At 62.7% G+C, this 18,073-nt stretch carries 20 protein-coding genes; 8 read left to right on the top strand and 12 right to left on the bottom strand.

All coding sequences use genetic code 11. The annotated features are described in order from the left end of the window. The first annotated feature begins 56 nt into the window (after positions 1 to 56). Positions 57 to 524 carry a large conductance mechanosensitive channel protein MscL gene (mscL, locus tag GBB14_RS02695; RefSeq protein WP_151530050.1) on the top strand — a complete coding sequence of 156 codons (468 nt, stop codon included), beginning with the start codon at positions 57 to 59 and terminating at the stop codon, positions 522 to 524. A gap of 107 nt (positions 525 to 631) precedes the next feature. Here mscL and GBB14_RS02700 read toward each other — a convergent pair whose 3' ends face one another. The 7 genes from GBB14_RS02700 to GBB14_RS02730 form a co-directional block, all read right to left on the bottom strand. Further along, positions 632 to 892 (bottom strand): hypothetical protein, encoded by a 261-nt coding sequence (locus GBB14_RS02700; protein ID WP_151530049.1) that lies wholly within the window; start codon positions 890 to 892, stop codon positions 632 to 634. Continuing rightward, positions 892 to 1,491 carry a molybdenum cofactor biosynthesis protein B gene (locus GBB14_RS02705; RefSeq protein WP_151530048.1) on the bottom strand — a complete coding sequence of 200 codons (600 nt, stop codon included), beginning with the start codon at positions 1,489 to 1,491 and terminating at the stop codon, positions 892 to 894. Before GBB14_RS02705 ends, GBB14_RS02700 begins: the two co-directional genes overlap by 1 nt. A 45-nt stretch (positions 1,492 to 1,536) precedes the next feature. Then, positions 1,537 to 2,904 (bottom strand): S1C family serine protease, encoded by a 1,368-nt coding sequence (locus GBB14_RS02710; protein WP_151530047.1) that lies wholly within the window; start codon positions 2,902 to 2,904, stop codon positions 1,537 to 1,539. Between the two features lie 95 nt (positions 2,905 to 2,999). Continuing rightward, positions 3,000 to 4,577, bottom strand: coding sequence for a HAMP domain-containing sensor histidine kinase (locus tag GBB14_RS02715; protein ID WP_225976670.1), 1,578 nt, complete (start codon positions 4,575 to 4,577; stop codon positions 3,000 to 3,002). Next, complete coding sequence (locus tag GBB14_RS02720; RefSeq protein ID WP_151530046.1) at positions 4,574 to 5,266, bottom strand: response regulator transcription factor; 693 nt, start codon at positions 5,264 to 5,266, stop codon at positions 4,574 to 4,576. Before GBB14_RS02720 ends, GBB14_RS02715 begins: the two co-directional genes overlap by 4 nt. Before the next feature lie 288 nt (positions 5,267 to 5,554). Then, on the bottom strand, positions 5,555 to 5,728 hold the full coding sequence (rpmF, locus tag GBB14_RS02725; protein WP_151530045.1) for a 50S ribosomal protein L32: 174 nt from the start codon (positions 5,726 to 5,728) through the stop codon (positions 5,555 to 5,557). 15 nt (positions 5,729 to 5,743) lie between these two features. Then, positions 5,744 to 6,010: a type B 50S ribosomal protein L31 gene (locus GBB14_RS02730; protein WP_018019288.1), complete on the bottom strand. Its 267-nt coding sequence runs from the start codon at positions 6,008 to 6,010 to the stop codon at positions 5,744 to 5,746. A gap of 645 nt (positions 6,011 to 6,655) precedes the next feature. On the opposite strand from GBB14_RS02730, the gene rpmB reads away from it, so the two are divergent. From rpmB to GBB14_RS02760, 6 genes are all read left to right on the top strand, one after another. Continuing rightward, positions 6,656 to 6,892, top strand: coding sequence for a 50S ribosomal protein L28 (gene rpmB, locus GBB14_RS02735; RefSeq protein WP_151530044.1), 237 nt, complete (start codon positions 6,656 to 6,658; stop codon positions 6,890 to 6,892). A 3-nt stretch (positions 6,893 to 6,895) separates the two neighbouring features. Further along, positions 6,896 to 7,060: a 50S ribosomal protein L33 gene (gene rpmG, locus GBB14_RS02740; RefSeq protein ID WP_151530043.1), complete on the top strand. Its 165-nt coding sequence runs from the start codon at positions 6,896 to 6,898 to the stop codon at positions 7,058 to 7,060. 3 nt (positions 7,061 to 7,063) lie between these two features. Next, a complete protein-coding gene (gene rpsN, locus GBB14_RS02745) occupies positions 7,064 to 7,369 on the top strand; it encodes a 30S ribosomal protein S14 (protein ID WP_151530042.1) in 306 nt (101 codons plus the stop codon). Between the two features lie 13 nt (positions 7,370 to 7,382). Further along, a complete protein-coding gene (gene rpsR / locus GBB14_RS02750) occupies positions 7,383 to 7,628 on the top strand; it encodes a 30S ribosomal protein S18 (protein ID WP_026161376.1) in 246 nt (81 codons plus the stop codon). Positions 7,629 to 7,818: 190 nt separating this feature from the next. Next, positions 7,819 to 8,781 carry a putative nucleotidyltransferase substrate binding domain-containing protein gene (locus GBB14_RS02755; RefSeq protein WP_192796206.1) on the top strand — a complete coding sequence of 321 codons (963 nt, stop codon included), beginning with the start codon at positions 7,819 to 7,821 and terminating at the stop codon, positions 8,779 to 8,781. Further along, a complete protein-coding gene (locus tag GBB14_RS02760) occupies positions 8,781 to 9,452 on the top strand; it encodes a TetR/AcrR family transcriptional regulator (RefSeq protein ID WP_151530040.1) in 672 nt (223 codons plus the stop codon). Before GBB14_RS02755 ends, GBB14_RS02760 begins: the two co-directional genes overlap by 1 nt. Here the strand turns inward: GBB14_RS02760 and GBB14_RS02765 are convergent. From GBB14_RS02765 to GBB14_RS02780, 4 genes are all read right to left on the bottom strand, one after another. Further along, positions 9,449 to 10,297 carry a CoA ester lyase gene (locus GBB14_RS02765; RefSeq protein ID WP_151530039.1) on the bottom strand — a complete coding sequence of 283 codons (849 nt, stop codon included), beginning with the start codon at positions 10,295 to 10,297 and terminating at the stop codon, positions 9,449 to 9,451. The genes GBB14_RS02760 and GBB14_RS02765 overlap by 4 nt on opposite strands. Positions 10,298 to 10,357: 60 nt before the next feature. Then, on the bottom strand, positions 10,358 to 11,944 hold the full coding sequence (gene purH / locus GBB14_RS02770; RefSeq protein WP_151530038.1) for a bifunctional phosphoribosylaminoimidazolecarboxamide formyltransferase/IMP cyclohydrolase: 1,587 nt from the start codon (positions 11,942 to 11,944) through the stop codon (positions 10,358 to 10,360). A gap of 82 nt (positions 11,945 to 12,026) precedes the next feature. Next, complete coding sequence (purN, locus tag GBB14_RS02775) at positions 12,027 to 12,578, bottom strand: phosphoribosylglycinamide formyltransferase (RefSeq protein WP_151530124.1); 552 nt, start codon at positions 12,576 to 12,578, stop codon at positions 12,027 to 12,029. A 60-nt stretch (positions 12,579 to 12,638) separates the two neighbouring features. After that, positions 12,639 to 14,177: a DUF6350 family protein gene (locus GBB14_RS02780; protein ID WP_151530037.1), complete on the bottom strand. Its 1,539-nt coding sequence runs from the start codon at positions 14,175 to 14,177 to the stop codon at positions 12,639 to 12,641. 468 nt (positions 14,178 to 14,645) lie between these two features. Here GBB14_RS02780 and GBB14_RS02785 point away from each other — a divergent pair, with 468 nt between their 5' ends. Next, positions 14,646 to 15,362 (top strand): M23 family metallopeptidase, encoded by a 717-nt coding sequence (locus GBB14_RS02785; protein WP_151530036.1) that lies wholly within the window; start codon positions 14,646 to 14,648, stop codon positions 15,360 to 15,362. Positions 15,363 to 15,475: 113 nt separating this feature from the next. On the opposite strand, the gene pcrA is transcribed toward GBB14_RS02785, so the two are convergent. Next, complete coding sequence (gene pcrA, locus GBB14_RS02790; protein WP_225976671.1) at positions 15,476 to 17,971, bottom strand: DNA helicase PcrA; 2,496 nt, start codon at positions 17,969 to 17,971, stop codon at positions 15,476 to 15,478. Positions 17,972 to 18,073: the final 102 nt, after the last annotated feature.

Here is an 18,073-nt window from a genome sequence, read left to right on the forward strand (position 1 = left end):
TCCTGACACCTGTGCTTTTCGCCCACTCCATCTCTTTATTTTTAAGGACGCTTTCTATGTTCAAGGGTTTCCGCGACTTCATCTTGCGGGGTAATGTGATCGATCTTGCTGTGGCGGTCGTGATCGGCTCCGCTTTCACGGCCTTAGTTACTGCCTTCTCTGATAACATCATCGAACCGGTGCTGGCGTTATTCGGTTCCACCGATGTCCAAGGTCTTGCCTTCCAACTCGACCACGATAAGCCCGGTACCGTAGTAAATGTGGGCAAACTCATCACGGCAGCACTGAACTTCCTGATTATGGCAGCCGTAGTTTACTTCCTGTTTGTTGCTCCGATGAACAGATTCCGAGCTCTGCAAGCCGCCCGTAAGGGAGTAACTGAGGATGAGGAAGCTCCCAGTTCTGTGGAAGCAGAGCTACTCGGCGAGATCCGCGATTTGCTCCGAGCTCAAGCCTCGTCCCCCACCGCAGCTCTCGACGGTAGTGCCGAAACGCAGAGCTCTTCTCCAAAGGAGAAGCACTAACGCACTTGAGTGTTGCGCCTCTGCGCAACTGCTTCTATCACGACGCCGCCCCAGCCTGGCACCCTCATGGTGCTAGTCTGCGGCGGCGATTATTCTGCGCTTAGGCGCTAGTCCCCGTGATGCGGCGGGCGGTTCTGCGTCCAGAACTCGGCGCTGAGCCGCCCATCTTCGTCTATGGGAGCACGTTCTTCCACCACGCCGTCGCTATCGACATCGACGGTGCGGTCGCGATCTCCGCGTGTATTTTCGGCTCCGGTGATGCGGCGATAGAAGTCAATCGAGTCCACGCTGCGATCAATATTCTCCGCATCGGAGAGGCGACGGGCGCGGCGGCGCGGCCGCGATTTTCTCGACGGGGGTTGTGTCACTAGTCTTCTACACTCCAATTCTGCAGCTGCTCGATCACGTGATCCACCAGCGGCAAGAGCGTGGCCATGCCATCGCGAATCGCCGCCCGAGACGGGGCGATATTAACCACCACGGTGGAGCCAGACACCCCAGCCACGCCGCGGGAGACGCACGCATCCACGGCGCCGCAGGCCAGCCCGGAGGAGCGTAGCGCCTGGGTGACACCGTTGAGTTTCAGATCCAGCACTGCCTCGGTGGCTTCTGGGGCCTTATCGCGCGGCCCCACCCCGGTACCGCCGATGGTGATCACCAGATCGGCGCCACCGACCACGGCGGTTTCAATGGCGGTACGGATTGCGGATTCATCCGAACGCACCGACACGACCGCGTCGACCGCATAGTTGCCCTCTTCGAGCAGCTCGGTCACGAGGCGGTCGGTGTCTTTGCCGCTGGCGATGACGTGGTCGGTCACCAACACCACGAGGGCGTGGTGCACGGTGCGCCGGCCAGCGACTTCTTCCCGTTCGGAGGCCTGCAGAAATTCTGCCGATGGTTCCTCGATGTCGGCGAGGCGTTGCGCAGCTCGATCAGCTGCGGAGTTGAAGTTATCGTCAACCATGTCGACCTTTTCTGATCGGGGAATCTACGAGTGCTGGATATCAATCTACTCGTTCGGCAGCGTAACCTCGACCATTTGCGGATTCTCGCCATTGTCATCGACAATCTCCAGCTTGATCGTAGCCCCGAATTCTTGGGAGCGCACCGCTGTGATCAGCGCATCTGCACTGTCGATGGCGCGATCATCAACCCGCGAAATAATATCTCCGGGCTTCACTCCAGCGGCCTCGGCGGGGCTACCCGGCTCCACCTCGGCCACCACGGCGCCATAGGGCGAGGGGCTGCGCGATACCCGTGCACCGATAATCGGCTGCTTCACCTTGCCTGTCTCCACCAACTGGTTGGCCAGCCGGCGCGTCTGGTTGGAAGGAATAGCGAAGCCGACACCAATGGAACCGGCGCTTCTGCCGCCCCCGGTGGAGGTGGTGGCAATCACCGAGTTCATTCCCACGAGGTTGCCCTGCATGTCCACCAGCGGGCCACCGGAGTTGCCGGGGTTGATCGCTGCGTCCGTTTGGATGGCGTCGATAAGCGAGGACTCGCCGGCGCGATTGCCTGCGGCTCGGATTGGGCGGTTCAGGGCGGAGACAATACCGCTGGTCACCGTGGCCTCGAGCCCGAGGGGCGAGCCGACGGCCACCACCTGCTGGCCCACCTTGAGATCATCGGAATTACCGAAGGTCATCACGGTGAGATTGCGGGCGTTACGCAGCTTAATCACGGCCACGTCGGTATCGGAATCGCCGGCGATGAAATCGGCCTGATAGTGCTGGCCATCGTGCATCGTCACGACGATCGGGGAATTCTCACTGCCAGCCACCACGTGGTTATTGGTCAGGATGAGCCCGTCTTCGGAGATCACCGAGCCCGAACCTTCCGCGGTTTGGGTGGTAATCGATACCACGGCCGGCAGCACCCGGCTGGCGACGTCTTCCACGCTGCCCTCCGCAGCAGCGCCGGTGCGCTCCACGGGCTGTTCGGCGAGCGCGTTGACCCGATCCGAGCGCGGCGAGCTACCCGTACCGGAATTAGCCACCACCAGACCGGTGATGCTGCCGGCGGCGACCGCGCCCACAAGCATCATGGCCATCGCCGTGACAAAGCCGACTTGGCGCTTCGGTTTCTGCTGCGGTGCGGCGGGATCGCTATATCCGCCCTCCGACGCCGCGTTGGAGCCCGGCTGTTGGGCGCCCGGCTGTGGCTGCGCGGGCGCGCCCTGCTGCGGCGCCGGCTGATCGGCCGGCCCGAATTGCTGGGTAGGTTGTTCCTGCCAGCGGCCATAAGGGTTGGTGCTCGGGGACTGCCAGCCGGACTCGGCGCCATGAGCCTGCGCGGACTCGGTGGATTCTGATCCGTTCTGCTGGCCCCACGAGGGAGACTCGGAGGGACGGGGCGTGGTGTTATCTTCGTTCATAAATCCTTATTATTCACCTTGATTGTGGGGAATGACTGGCGAAGAATATCGCGCTTACTGACAGTTGTCTGTCAGTTTCCTTGGAAGCCCGCCGCCTAGTTTTCTCGGTTACGTTCCCACAGCGCGCCGAAGATTTCTTCGCGCGAGCCCTGCTGCGGAAATTCCTTCATGGGGCTCTCGCGCTTATCGACGTCGCCCTCCGTCGGCTCCATCTCCTCGTCTTGGGCCTCCGGATTGCTGGGCTCACCCGGCAGCTGCACGCGCATCAGCGCCCCGCCGCTCTCGGATTCCTCGGCGACGATCGTGCCGGCATGGCGTTCGATCACCTGCTTGACGATAGCCAGCCCCAGCCCGGAGCCGGGCATGGAGCGCGATTGCACCGAGCGGTAGAAACGCTGGAACACCTTCTCGCGATCTTCCACCGGAATACCCGGCCCGGAGTCCGCGAAGGTGAGCTCCACCAGATCCTCCCGCACCGGGTTCATGGCGATGCGCACCACCCCATCGGAGGGCGACCACTTGGCCGCATTATCCATCAGGTTCAAGGTGGCGCGCCCCAGCGCGAAGGGATCACCATAGAGGAACCAGTCGGTGGTCTGCATCTCAAAGACCACATCGGGGCGGCGCCGCTCCACACGGGAGAGCGACTCCTCCATGACCTCGGCGAGATCAACCAGCTCCACTACTTGTTGGGGGCCATCTTCGCGGGCCAAATCCACGAGATCACCAATGAGGGTGGACATCTCCTCGATCTGGGCCACCACATCGCGCTCGAGATCGTTGCGGTCCTCCTCGCTGATCGCCGCCCCATTGCTGCGGGTAACCATCATCAACAGCTCGATATTGGTGCGCAGCGAGGTCAAGGGGGTTTTCAGCTCGTGCCCGGCATCGGCCACTAGCTCCGCTTGGCGGATGCGGGAGGCCTGCAGGGCCGCCAGCATGTCGTTGAAGGAGCGGGTGAGCTGCGCCAGCTCGTCATCGCCGACCACGGGGATCGGGCGGAGATCGTCCGTGCGGGCCACATAGTCCACGGCCTGCTGTAGCCGGCCCACAGGCCGCAGGCCGGTGCGAGCAATCACCATGCCGGTGGCAATGGCGATGAGCACGCCCACGCCACCAATGGTGAGCAGCATCAGTCCAAGGCTGGTGATGATGCGGTGGGTGTTTTCGAGGTCTTGGGCCAGAATCACCGTAGCGCCATAGTCATTGCGCACCGCCACCACGCGCTCATCGCCGTTATTGCGGCGGCTGAGCTGCTGGGCGCCATTAATCACCCGGATTTCGTCGAAAAGCTGAATCTGATCGCCCACCCCAGAATGCGAGCCGGGCGGGAAATACGCCACGCGCATGGAGGGGTTGTAGTTCTTAAAGCGCAGGATCTCGGCTTCCGGGTTGTAGACAAACACCGGATCGAGGCTCTTCGACAGCAGAGTTTCCGCTTTGCTCTCGAGCTCACGGTCGACCGAGTTCGTCATCGCGGTCGATACCGTCCAGTAGGCGGCGATGGTCATGATTCCTACGGCGACGGCCACCATAAAGGCCGCGACCATAGACAAACGCCACCGCAGCGGGGAGCGATTCCACCCGCCGAGGCGCCTATCCATTTCAGCATCGGTGCCCGAGTCGGCGATATCACCGTCCTCGGGCACTGATGTGGACTGCCGCAGAATCACGGTGCAGTCTCACGCAGCACGTAGCCGACACCCCTCACCGTGTGAATCAGGCGCGGCTCGCCATCGGCCTCGGTCTTGCGGCGCAGATAGCCGATATACACCTCGAGTGCATTGCCGGAGGTGGGGAAATCATAGCCCCATACTTCCTCGAAGATCGCGGAACGGCTGAGCACATGCGTCGCCCTAGAGAGCAGTAGCTCAAGCAACGCGAACTCGGTGCGGGTGAGGCTTATCTGACGCTGGCCGCGGAACACATCGCGGGTTTCGGGGTTCAGGCGCAGGTCGGAATAGACCAAATCGGCGGTGGTTTCCGGGCCGATGGCATCGGCGGCGGCGCGGCGTAGCAGGGAACGCACCCTGGCCAGCAGCTCCTCGAGTGCAAAAGGCTTGGGCAGGTAGTCATCGGCACCCGCATCCAGCCCGGCCACGCGGTCCGAGACACCATCGCGTGCGGTGAGCACCAGAATGGGACGATCATCGCCACGGCTGCGCAAGGTGCGGCACACCTCGAGGCCATCGACGCGCGGCATCATCACGTCCAAGATCAGCAGATCGGGCTGCTCCTGTTCGGTGAGGTCCAGAGCGTCTTGGCCATCCTCGCCCATGACTACCTCATAGCCATTGAACGTCAGGGAGCGGCGCAGCGACTCGCGTACCGCTTGTTCGTCATCAACTACCAGAATTTTCATGAACTCTATTGTGCCCTATGTATCGCCAAACATACCTACGATGACGCCAATTTTAGACTCTTTACAGAAAGCTTTTTAGCCGCTGACAGCGAACCCACAGCTTTGCTGTGACCTGCCTCGCCACCGCCCCACACAGACGGCCGCCACCCCTTCCCCACTACCCAGCGTCGTGCCGTGGGCGGGGTGGCGGATAGACAAAAACCCACCGCCGTGGGGCGATGGGTTCGTGATTATCCCAGCTGGGCGCCAGGCGCACCAGCGGAGATAAGTGCAAGGTGTTATTCGCGCTTAGAACTGCTCGAGGTCCACCAGGCCGAGCTTGGCGGCCTTCACCAGACGCTTCGGAATGCGGTAGGTCTGGCCGTCGATCTTGACTTCCTGGAGTGCCACGTTGTTGGCCTTCCACTGAGAGCGACGGGAACGAGTGTTGGCACGCGACATACGACGCTTTGGTACTGCCATGATGTATTCCCTCCTTTAGGCCTTCTTGTTGCGGCGAACTCGGTTGCCGTAACGACGTTGGAACTTCTCGACTCGACCAGCGGTGTCCATGACACGCTGAGCGCCGGTCCAGAACGGGTGAGACTCGCTGGTGACGTCAACGACGATAAGCGGGTACTCGTTGCCGTCCTCCCACTCGACGGTGCGAGAGCTACCGGCGGTGGAGCGGGTCAGGAACTTGTGGCCCGTACCAGCATCCTGGAAAACTACCCAGTGGTAGTCAGGGTGGATGTCCTTCTTCATAAACTTCGATTCCCTCAGGGTTGAACTTCAGGTCGGTCGCACGCATCACGCCGGCATAGTCCTTAAAAGATATAAGTGGCCACCCGCGGCGCACGTCGTGCCTGAGTTGGGTTTCTTTAGGTGTGCAGTTCTGCGCGGCAGCCACGGCCACCGAAAAGATGACTATGTGCTGCTGAGCGCGGTTCGCTCATCGCCACCACCCATGCAGTGCGCGCAGCGCGCATAGGCGTGCACGATGGCACTCGAAACATCCTACACACCGGCATTGTTCCTGCAAAACTCCCCCGAGCTCGCACTACCTCCACGCCCCCGTGCTGCCCTAGGGGTGGGGCAGCGATAAGGGTGGCGTCGATAAGCCACGCACAGGGCTCTAGATATATAGAGCCTCCTGCGTAATGACATGTAATCCGCGCGCCACATCCACCCCACACACCCCAGCAGTGGCCGGCACGACAGTAAATGAGCAAGCGATTAGGGATTTCACGCGAAAACATGTATTGTTATCGCTTGCTGTTGTCGAAGTATTCGTTTACGCCCCGTCGACGTGGCTGTGAGCCGCGCCCCGATGCCTTTTTTATTTTTAAGGCCTTGTGCGAGCAGCGGCTCCAGAAGAGTCAGACGTGGGCGGCTAGGAGAAGGAAACCCATGTCGGCTATTTGCCAGGTAACGGGACGCAAGCCGAGTTTCGGCAAGTCCGTCTCGCACTCGCACCGACGCACTAACCGCCGTTGGAGCCCCAACGTGCAGCGTCGTCGTTTCTACGCCCCTTCTTTGGGTCGTACCGTAACTCTTAATGTGTCCACCAAGGGCCTGAAGATCATCGACCGCGATGGTATCGACGCCGTTGTTACTCGTCTCATCGCACGTGGGGAGAAGATCTAACTTATGGCACGTAATGACATCCGCCCGATCATCAAGCTGAAGTCCACCGAGGGCACCGGCTACACCTATGTGACTCGGAAGAACAAGCGCAATAACCCCGATCGCATCACGCTGAAGAAGTATGATCCGATCGCCCGCAAGCACGTCGAATTCCGCGAGGAGCGATAATCTATGGCTAAGAAGTCTAAGATCGCCAAGAACGAGCAGCGCAAGGAAATCGTCGCCCGCTTTGCGGAGCGTCGCGCTGAGCTCAAGGCCATCATCAAGAACCCGAACACCTCTGACGAGGACCGTTTGGATGCGCAGTACGAGCTGAACCGTCAGCCCCGCGACGCCTCCCCGGTCCGCGTGCGTAACCGCGACGCCCACGATGGTCGTCCCCGCGGCTACCTCCGCAAGTTCGGCCTGTCCCGTGTCCGCGTTCGCGGCATGGCTCACCGTGGTGAGCTTCCGGGCGTCCGTAAGTCCAGCTGGTAATTAGGGAGTTTCAATGAAGCGTAATTTTAAGAAGGCGCGGATGGAACAGTCCCGCCGCCCCAAGAAGAACCCTCTGAAGGCTCTGGGTATCGAGAAGGTTGACTACAAGGAAGTCAACACTCTTCGTACCTTCATCTCTGACCGCGGCAAGATCCGTTCCCGCCGCGTCACCGGGCTCACCCCGCAGCAGCAGCGCCAGGTCGCTACCGCTGTGAAGAACGCCCGCGAGATGGCCCTCCTGCCGTTCACCAGCCGCTAAGCCGACTGGGACGCACTCTAATCGCTTACGCGATGACAGCGCACTGTTGCCGCTGGCATTCGTGACACGGCAAGAGTTTTCAGCAGTACAAGGCGCATATCTCCCACATTCGGGAGCTATGCGCCTTTTGCTTATCTCCAGGCTTGGTAGTCTTGTGCTAACCGTCCACCTCGCACAAGAAAGCCCACCTGTGCCCACTTCACTGCATCCCTCCCTCCGCCAACTACTCGAGCAAGCGCCCCAGTGCCACAGCCTCGCCATGGCTCGTGACATCCTCGAGGAATCCCATATTCTGCTGCGCAACGCTATCTCCCACGAGGACAAGGTAGATGCGTGGTCGCTCACCCGGTGGTTCTCCGATGTGGTGCAGGCCGTGCTGCACTCCCCCGCGGTGTCGCAGCTCTGCGGTGGCGCCACCATCGTGGTCACCGGCGCCTTCGGCCGCGGCCATGGCCTGCCCACTTCGGGTGTGCAGTGGCTCAGCGTGCTCCGCGAGGGGCAGAGCAGTGACGACGCCGCCCTCGCCCGCTTCTGCGAATCGGCCGGCCTGACCGTGCACGCCACCCCCGATAGCTTCACCCCCGCGGATAAGCAGGAATGGATCCGCCGGATCCACGCATCGGTCGAGCGCGGCGATGGCGAAGCCATGGGGCTCTTCGCCGATGCCGGCACCTGGGTGGCCGCCGAACTCGCGGCCGCGGTGGCCAGCGATGCCGAGCTGAGCACCCCGCTGCTCAGCCACGCCGCGAAGGTGCGCCCGCCGGCGATCGAAGTCATCGATGGCCTACCCAAACGCGACCGCGTCGTGGATATGCACGCTGAGCTGGTGGTACCGCTAGCCAAGCTGGCCCGGTGGGCGTCGATACGCGCCGGCAGCACCGTGACGGAAACGGATCGCCGCATCGCCGCCGCGGAGGTGGCGGGCGTGCTCAGCCATCACGAAGCCGCCTATGCTCGGGAGGCATGGACGGCGGCGATTACCCTCCAGTTGCACCGCTGGGCGGACCGCGCTGGCGGGCACGTCATGCGCTGGGATCTGCTCCCGCAGTTGGATCGTTCCGCCTTTGGCGCAGCGTCCCGACTACTATCGGATGTCTTTGCAGCCGTTGAGGCTCGCTATAATCAGGCGCACAGCGTCGAGGAGGGAAAATAATGGCCGGAGCAGTAGGACGTCCCCGCAAAAATAGCGATCGTCGGCGCGGCAACAATGCCCGAGAGGAAATCCTCGACGCCGCCGCCGAGTTGTTCACCACTAAAGGTTTTTCCACCACCTCCACCCACGAGATCGCGGATGCGGTGGGCATGCGCCAGGCGAGCCTGTACTACCACTTTCCTTCTAAGTCGGATATCTTTCTCACCCTGCTGAAGTCCACGGTGGAACCGTCGATGGTGGTGGCCGCGGAGCTTGGCGCCTCGGATATCACGCCCGAGATGCGCTTGTGGGCCCAGGTGGCCGCCGAGACGCGGCATTTGCTGTCCACGCGATGGAATGTGGGCAAGCTCTATCAGCTGCCGATGGCCGCCTCGGAAGAGTTCACGGAGTTCCACCGCCAGCGCGGGGATCTTTCCCAAATCTTCCGAGACCTCGCCGCGGAGATCGTCGGCCCCGATGATCCTCGCACCTTCCTGCCCCGACATATCGCCCAGTCGGTGGTAGATATGCGCCCCAATGATGGCACTATTCCCTTCCCACTGGCGATCGATAGCCTGCCCGAGCCGACGGTGATCTTGGCCGACGCCGCCCTGGCCGTGCTCAACGCCGAGCTGCCAGAGCGCCGCGAAGAAACGGCACTGGAGCTCATCACCAAGGTGCAGACCAGCTAGTCCGCGCTCTCCGCGGCCTCGCCGCTGCGCTCGAGCAGCCGATGCGCCAAGGTAATCAGCGGGGTATCCACCATTTCCCCATCGAGGGAGAAGGCGCCCGGGTGCCGGCGGCTTTCCGCCGCGATGCGCTGGGCCCAGTCCAGCTGTGCCGCACTCGGGTGAAAGGCGCGACGCACCGTCTCCACCTGGCTGGGATGGATACAGGGATAGGCGGCAAAGCCCATGCGCGCCGAGTCGAGCGCCTCTGTGTAGAGCCCCTCGAGATCCGTGAAGTCTTGATACACCGCGTCGATGGCGAACTTGCCCGCCGCTGCGGCGTGAATAAGGGTGTGGGAGCGCAGATAGTCCAGCGGCGCCCGATAGCGGCCCGGATGGGGCTCATCGTCTTGCTGGCGCGAGCTCGCCCCGCCGAGGCCGATGGTGAAATCATCAGCGCCCCAATACAGGCCCACCACCCGCTCATCGCGGGCGATCTCGGCGGTATGCAGCAGCGCCTCCGGCAGCTCAATGATCGGCACAATATCGAGTCCGTCGAGCAACGGGGAATCCGGCAGCGGGCCGGTGACCTTCGGAATAATCACCGAACGATAGGGCGTCTCTGCGACGCAGCGAAGATCATCCTCGTGGTGCTCATCCTGCGGGCCCACCACCCGCACGAAGGTGCGTGCCGGGTCGAGATCGGACTCGCGAATTGTGGCGTAGGCACTCGCCCGATCCACCGTCCCAGCACCATCTTCGAGATCGAGGATCACCATATCCGCCCGCGCGGCGGCCTTGGGGATGATCTCTGGGCGATTAACGGGGGCGAAGAGCAAAGCGGGCCCTGCGAGATGGAAAGTGCTCATGCCAGATCAGTCTAGCTGTCACCGTCCTACTCGCAGGGCCTATTGCCCGCGGCGCCGGATTTAGTGCGCGAAGTGGCGGGCGCCGGTGAAGTACATCGTCACGCCGGCCTTGGTGGCTGCCTCGATCACTTCATCATCGCGGATGGAGCCGCCGGGCTGCACCACGGCACGAACTCCAGCCTCAGAGAGCACCTCGAAGCCATCGGCGAAGGGGAAGAAGGCATCGGAGGCAGCCACCGCACCGCGGGCGCGCTCCTGCTCCCCTGCCAGGGTATTGGCGCGCTCGACCGCGAGCTTGGCGGCGTCCACGCGATTGACCTGACCCATGCCCACACCCACGGTGGCGCCATCGTGGGCGAGCAGGATGGCATTGGACTTGGTGGCGCGCACCGAGCGCCATGCGAACTCGAGATCGGCCAAGGTGTCCTCGTCCACGGCCTCACCGGCGGCGAGGGTCCAGCCGGCCGCGGTGTCGCCCTCGGCCTGGAGGCGATCGCGCTGCTGCACGAGCAGACCACCGGAGATCTCGCGGGTCTCATACTGCTGCTGCTCGGGGGCGGGGCAGAGCAGGATACGAATATTCTTCTTCTGCTGCAGGATCTCTACCGCACCGTCCTCATAACCGGGGGCGATAATCGCCTCGGTGAAGATCCCGGAGACGGTTTCTGCCATCTCCTTAGACACGGCACGGTTGGCGGCAATGATGCCGCCGAAGGCAGACATCGGATCGCAGGCGTGGGCGCGGCGGTGTGCCTCCGCAATGGACTCCTCCGATACCGCGATGCCGCAGGGGTTGGCGTGCTTGATGATCGCCACGCAGGGACGCTCGTGGTCCCAGGCGGCGCGCCAGGCGGCGTCGCCATCGGTGTAGTTGTTGTAGCTCATCTGCTTACCGTGCAGCTGGGTGGCGCGCGCCAGTCCCTCGTGCTCGGCGTCGTTGAGATACAGGGCCGCGCTCTGGTGCGGGTTCTCGCCATAGCGCAGGGTTTCCTGCAGGGTATAGCTGGCGCCGCGCCATGCGCGGAAGGTGTTGTCGGCATCGTCCTGCTGGTGCAGCTGCTCGCCCATCCAGGTGGCCACGGCCACGTCATAGGCAGCGGTGTGCCGGAACGCCTCGGCGGCGAGCTCGGTGCGCTCGGCCCGGCTAAAGCCGCCGCTGGAGAGCGCTTGGGAGATGGCGTCGTAATGCGCAGGCGAGGTGACCACGGCCACCGAGGGGTGGTTCTTCGCGGCGGCACGCACCATGGAGGGACCGCCGATGTCGATCTGCTCCACGCAGGCGTCGAAGTCGGCGCCGGAGGCCACGGTTTCGCGGAAGGGGTAGAGATTCACCACCACCAGCTGGAAGGCCTCCACGCCCAGCTCCTCGAGCTGGGAGAGGTGATCGTCCTTGCGGGTGTCGGCGAGGATGCCTGCGTGCACCTTCGGGTGCAGCGTCTTAACCCGCCCCTCAAGACACTCGGGGAAGCCGGTAATGGCCTCCACGGGGGTCACGGGAACCCCGGCCTCCTCAATGCGGGCAGCGGTGGAGCCGGTGGAGACAATATCCACGCCGGCCTCGTGCAGATCACGCGCGAGAGACTCCAACCCAGTCTTGTCATACACGCTGATCAATGCGCGCTTAATAGTCTTGCGATCCTCGCTCATATGAGCTTGTTCCTAACCTTTCGCAGTATGTCTTTCGCCAACAATGGTCTCTGGTGCGCAGCGCCTGCCGTAGCGGCGCAGGCTAGCTGCGGGACAGAGTGTGCAGCACATCAACGATGGCCTGCCGCTCTACTACTTTGATGCGCTCATGCAGGCTGGCTTCGGTGTCATCGGCGTGCACCGCAACGGGGCGTTGCTCGATGATCTCGCCGGTGTCCACGCCCTCGTCAACGTAATGAACCGTCGATCCGGTGACTTTCACCCCGTAGTTCAGCGCATCCCGCACCGCGTGCGCGCCCGGGAATGCGGGCAGCAGCGCCGGGTGGGTATTAATGACCCGCCGCGGGAAACGCTCGAGAAACTCGGGGCTGAGGATGCGCATAAAGCCCGCTGAAACAACAAAATCTGGCTGCAGCGCCGCTACGGCCTGCGCCAGATCTCGGTTCCAGTGGTCTCGCTCCGCGCCGCCACGAAAGGGCACGAGCTCTGCCTGCACTCCAGCGGTGCGGGCCCGCTCCAGGGCCTGGCATTCGCAATCCGCCACCAGTCCACATACGCGATACGACTCATCCTGGGCGTCCATGATGGCCTGGGCGAGAGTGCCGGAGCCCGATGCCAGAATGACGATGCGCATGGGCTGCAGATCAGTGCTCGGGGTAGTGCTATGGGGTGAAGTCACGAACACATACTAACGCTAACGCGGTTCACTACTGTCTTCTTCCCCGTGCGATCGCTCAGTTTCGGCCTCCTCTACCCCCGTTTGGTTGTTCTCATCCGCACTTTCTGTGCTTTCGCTTGTCGACGCCATCTCGGCGTCATCCTCCGCGGCTGCCGGATCCGGATCCTGCGGGTGGTCCTCGGCGGCGACAGTCTCCTCCGCAGCAGCGCTCTCTGTGGTCTCCGAGGTCACGTCCGGCGCCTCTTCCTCGTCCGGTTCCTCTGTCTCGTCCGGTTCCGCGCGCTCCTCTACAGGGCTGGCGGCAGGCTCGCCGATGGCCGGGATATCCGTGAGCTGTTCTTCGTAGTCTTCGTTGTGCTCCGCATCGTCGAAACCGCCGACGAAGTCCTCTTCGCCTTCCTCAGTTTCTTCGCTGTACTTCTCCTCGGAGTCGGTCTCGCGGAATTCCTCCGGAACCGCGGCGGCGGCGCGATACGCCAGCAGGCGGTCCAGGCCCACCATGGCGATGCCGAGCACGAGCATCCACGCCGCACTCACACCGGCGAAGAGAGGCACATGCACGCCGATAGAGCCGTAGAGGCCCACCTGGCCGCTCAGCAGCCATGCCAGCACGGCGGCGATCGCGGCAGTCCAGAGCGCGGACATTGCCACACACAGCCATGGACGCTCGGCGCGGGCGGGGATGCGCCAGCCGATCTCGAGGGCAATGAGCATGGGCACCAGCAGGAGCAGCCAAGCGTAGTCCCAGATCGAGGCCGGCCACGCTGTCAGCAGCGGCAGCGGGGGCATGGGCACGAGGGTGGCGTCGAAAAGGCTCACAAACCCCTCACCGAAGCGGGCCTCGCTCCCGCTGAGCACCGCCATGGCAGCGACCACGCTATTGACTGCGTAGAGCACAGAGACCCCTACCACCCCGAGGAAGCCGGAGCTGCCCTCGAAGGCGCTGCGGATCTCGCCGAGCGCTGCATGGTGGGCGGCGATGCTCACGCCCACGACGAGCACAGCGACGGCGGCCATCGCGGTATGGAAACGCGTTGCCGCGTCGAAGCTGCTGAGCACTTCGCTAGGGACGCCGTATTTCTTGCACAATGCCCGCCACAGGCGCGGGCCCATGCCAAAGATCAAGGCCAGCAGGTGAATGGCGAGCACACGGCCCAGAAGGTTGGGCAGCTGCAGGGTGAACTCGGCTGGACGCAGCACGGCCCAGATCGCCACGGCAAATAGCAGCGGCACGATCATGGTGGCGCCGGTGAGATAGGCGATGTCGACCACGCTCACCTTTTTATTCACGTTGTGCCGTATCAAGGCGGCCATTCCGGCGATCACCACCACCGGCCCCAGAAGCGGCATCGCGGAGAATGTGACGGTCTCAGCGTACAACGCCGCCGTGTGTGCCCCCGCCCACACATAGGCGGTGGCGTCCAGCAGGTACCCCAGAGGCTCATTACTAAAGAGAATTGAGGCGAACGCCACCACGACGCAGAGTGCGAGCACAATCACGTTGGCGATCACCGAGGCCCCACCGAAGCGGAGCAGACGTGACCGCCACGTCACGGGAGCGGGCGCTTGATCAGCCGCGCGCTGGCGACGTTCGGCGGTGCTGGCGCTAACCTTGACACGCCTCGATTGTCGCGTTTTCCTCGAGGAATGGCTTTGTGGCGACGTCGTTTTACTCACACGACCACTTTGCCATGAATCAGCGAAAGATAGGTCAAGCGACACCAGCACCGAGCCTCCCCCCTCACGGGTGGGAGGGCAGAGTCACGTCTGTAACGTTCTCCCCCGTTGTCACGTATAGAAACATTTTTCACAACATGCTCGATTGTGCTTGACCAATTCGTTATAAAAGGCTAGCGTTACTACCTGTTGATAACGGGATGGTTACATTTTTGTACACTTCTAAGGATCTAACGATTCCGTACCTTCTGGGTGTCCACAGTTTCTGTATGCATCCAGCAGCGTCACGACAATCCAGATCCGTGGTTCCCCTCGGAACACTAGCTAGGCACAGAAAGAAGGCTCATGCAGACTCAGACTCGGGCACACGCCAAGCACCGCACCACTGCGATGAGCGCAACCGCTAAGGGACGCGTCGCCGCAGTGGCTTTTGCTACTGGCTCCGTCTCTATCGCGGGAGCCGGTGGCGCCGCCGTTGCCGCTACCACTGCGGATTCCCAGCCTGAGACCGCCGCTTTTGAGCTGGCCGCCGATCCGGCGACCATCATCCCTGATGCACAGCCGCAGATCCTCGCTATCGCCGAGTACAAGCCTGTGGAGGACCTGAGCAACCAGGTGCAGACCGCCCTGAAGTTCACCAAGGATCGCCTCGCCGCCGACGCTGCGGCCCGCGCCCCGAAGGCCGCCAAGCCGGCCGAGGGTACCTTCACCTCCCCCTTCGGCCCCCGCTGGGGCACCATGCACAACGGCATCGACATTGCCAATGCCGTGGGCACCTCCATCGTCGCCGTGCTGAACGGCACCGTGATCGATGCCGGACCGGCCTCCGGTTTCGGCAACTGGGTGCGAGTGCTGCACGATGATGGCACCATCACCGTCTACGGCCACATGGAGACCGTCGAGGTCGCCGTCGGCCAGAAGGTGACCGCTGGGCAGCGAATCGCCGGCATGGGTTCCCGTGGTTTCTCCACCGGCTCCCACCTGCACTTCGAGGTCCACCCCGGTGGCGGCGGCCCCATCGATCCCGTGCCGTGGTTGGCTAATCTCGGCATCCACGTCTAAATAATCTTTAGAACATAGACATCAACCCGCAGCGTGTGTGATCACGCTGCGGGCTAATTTCGTGTGTCGTCCTGCGACCGGGGCGCCAGGTAGGCGCGCCCTAGGGATGCTCCTTAGAGCTTCTCCATGGGCACGCCGCCGAGCAGCATCAGGCGAACGGTGCCGCTCGAACCGAAGTCGATGGTGGCGGTGGCACGCACCCCCACCCCTTCCACGGCCACCACGGTTCCGAGGCCGTATTTATCGTGATTGACCCTATCCCCTGCCTGCAGCGAGAGATTCTTATTCAGATGGCGCTTCGGCGCGGGGCTGCTGGGGCGCGATGTCGATTGCTGCGGCGAGCCATAGCCCGAGCCATAGCTGGAACCGGAGCCATAGCCCGAACCGGACCACGACCCGCCGCCCATTCCTGAGCCGCTGCCCCACGCGGAGCTGGGCTGTGGTTCTTCTCGCTCCCACTCGATCAGCTCAGAGGGGATCTCGTTGAGGAAGCGCGAGGGCGGATTATTCATCGGCTTACCCCATGCCGAACGCACCATGGCCCGGGTGAGAAAGAGCCGCTGCCGCGCGCGGGTAATACCCACATAGGCCAGACGCCGTTCCTCAGCGAGTTCGGACGGATCCCCGAGACTACGCATGTGGGGGAACTGCCCGTCCTCCCAGCCGATGAGAAAGACCATCGGAAACTCCAAACCCTTGGCGGTGTGCAGCGTCATGAGCGTCACGACACCCTCGTCGCCATCGGGCAGCTGATCGGCATCGGCCACCAAGGAGACGCGCTCAAGAAAAGCCTGGAGGCTACCCGGCGCGGGCTCGCCCTCCTCTACCTCGAGGGAGCCGCCGTCCATCTCCGCATAGGCCTTCTGGTTCATGACTTCGGAGGTGAACTCGCGCGCGACGGACACCAGCTCGTTGAGATTATCCAAGCGGGTCGCGTCCTGGGGATCATTGGATTTCTCGAGTTGATGCTTATAGCCGGTGACGTCGAGAACCTCGGAGATGATATCGCCAATAGCCGGGATTTCCTCCTCGGCGACAATCTCCTCCATCCGGGCGCGCAGCCCGTCCATCATCTCGTTGTAGCGGGCAATTGCATTGCGGCCGCGCCCGCCAAGCAGGTCAATCATGCCATTGCCGGCGTCGATAAGCGCCTGGGAAAAGGGGATCTGGTTATTCGCGGCGTGCAGATCCACAAAGGCAAGCGCCCTATCGCCGATACCGCGGCGCGGGGTATTGATGATGCGCCGAATGGACACGTCATCATCGGGATTATCCAAGACGCGCAGGTAGGCCACGATATCGCGGATCTCTTTGCGCTCATAAAACCGGGTGCCACCCACCACTCGATAGGTGATACCACAGCGCATGAACGCGTCCTCGAGGGCACGTGAGGCATTGTTGGTTCTATACATCACCGCCACCTCATCGGCGCTGTGTCCCTCATCGAGCAGGCGGTTGATTTCCGCGGCGATATAGGAGGCCTCGTCGTGCTCATTATCGGCGACATAGCCGATGATCTTCGGGCCGCTGCCCTCCGCGGTCCACAGCTTCTTCTCTCGGCGCCCCTCGTTTTGGGAGATCACCGCGTTCGCCGCGCTCAGAATATTCTGCGTGGAGCGATAGTTCTGCTCCAGCAGCACGGAGCGGGCCTGCGGGAAGTCGCGCTCAAATTCCTCGATATTACGGATGGTGGCGCCGCGGAAGGCATAAATCGACTGATCGGCATCGCCCACCACACACAACTCGGAGGGGTGCTCACTCTCAGCGCCGACGAGTTCTGCGACAAGCGCATACTGGGCGTGGTTGGTGTCTTGGTACTCGTCTACGAGGACGTGGCGGAAACGGGAACGATAGTGCTGGGCCACCTCGGGGTGCTGGCGCAGAATCGCGACCATCTCGAAGATGAGATCATCGAAATCCACGGCATTAGCCTGCCGCAGCCGGCGATTATATTCCCGATACACCGCGGCATGGGTCTCCTCATAGGGGTTATGCGTCCGCTCCGCCGCGGCCGCCGCCTCCTCCGGGCGCAGCAGCTCGTTTTTCCACGCAGAGATGGCATTGGCCACCTGGCGGGGTGGGAAACGCTTGGCGTCGAGCTGCATGTCCTTGGCCACCAGGCCGATCAAGCGGCGGGAATCATCGGCGTCATAAATGGTGAAGTTGGAATTCAGCCCCGGCACCAGATGCGCATTTTGCCGCAGCATCCGCACGCAGGTGGAGTGGAAGGTAGACACCCACATCTGTTGCGCCGCCGGGCCCACCAGCTCCAACACCCGCTCGCGCATCTCGGCGGCGGCCTTATTAGTAAAGGTAATAGCCAGCACCTGCCACGGAGCGACGCCGCGTTCCGCCAGCAGGTAGGCGATACGGCGGGTCAGCACCGCGGTCTTGCCCGAGCCCGCGCCCGCCACAATCAGCAGCGGCGAGCCGCTATGCAGCACAGCCTCACGCTGCTGCGGATTCAGCCCCTCGACAATGGCTTCCGAGCGGGCCTGCGGCGGGCGCGATGCTGCCGCTTCGGCAGCGCCGGGAAAGGCCGCCACGCGGGCGGCGGGAGACACGGCGGAGGACTGGGTGCTACGCGGACTAAAGGGAGAATTCGACATAGTGTCTTCTAAACTACTCGTTCGCTCGGACACTGCTCAGCGATGCTCACCCAGGCGTTCGATAGACGCAGCAATCGCAGGCATTATCCCAGCGCATACCCC

This window comes from Corynebacterium sp. 51B (genome assembly GCF_008930785.1).
GTDB lineage: Bacteria > Actinomycetota > Actinomycetes > Mycobacteriales > Mycobacteriaceae > Corynebacterium > Corynebacterium megadyptis.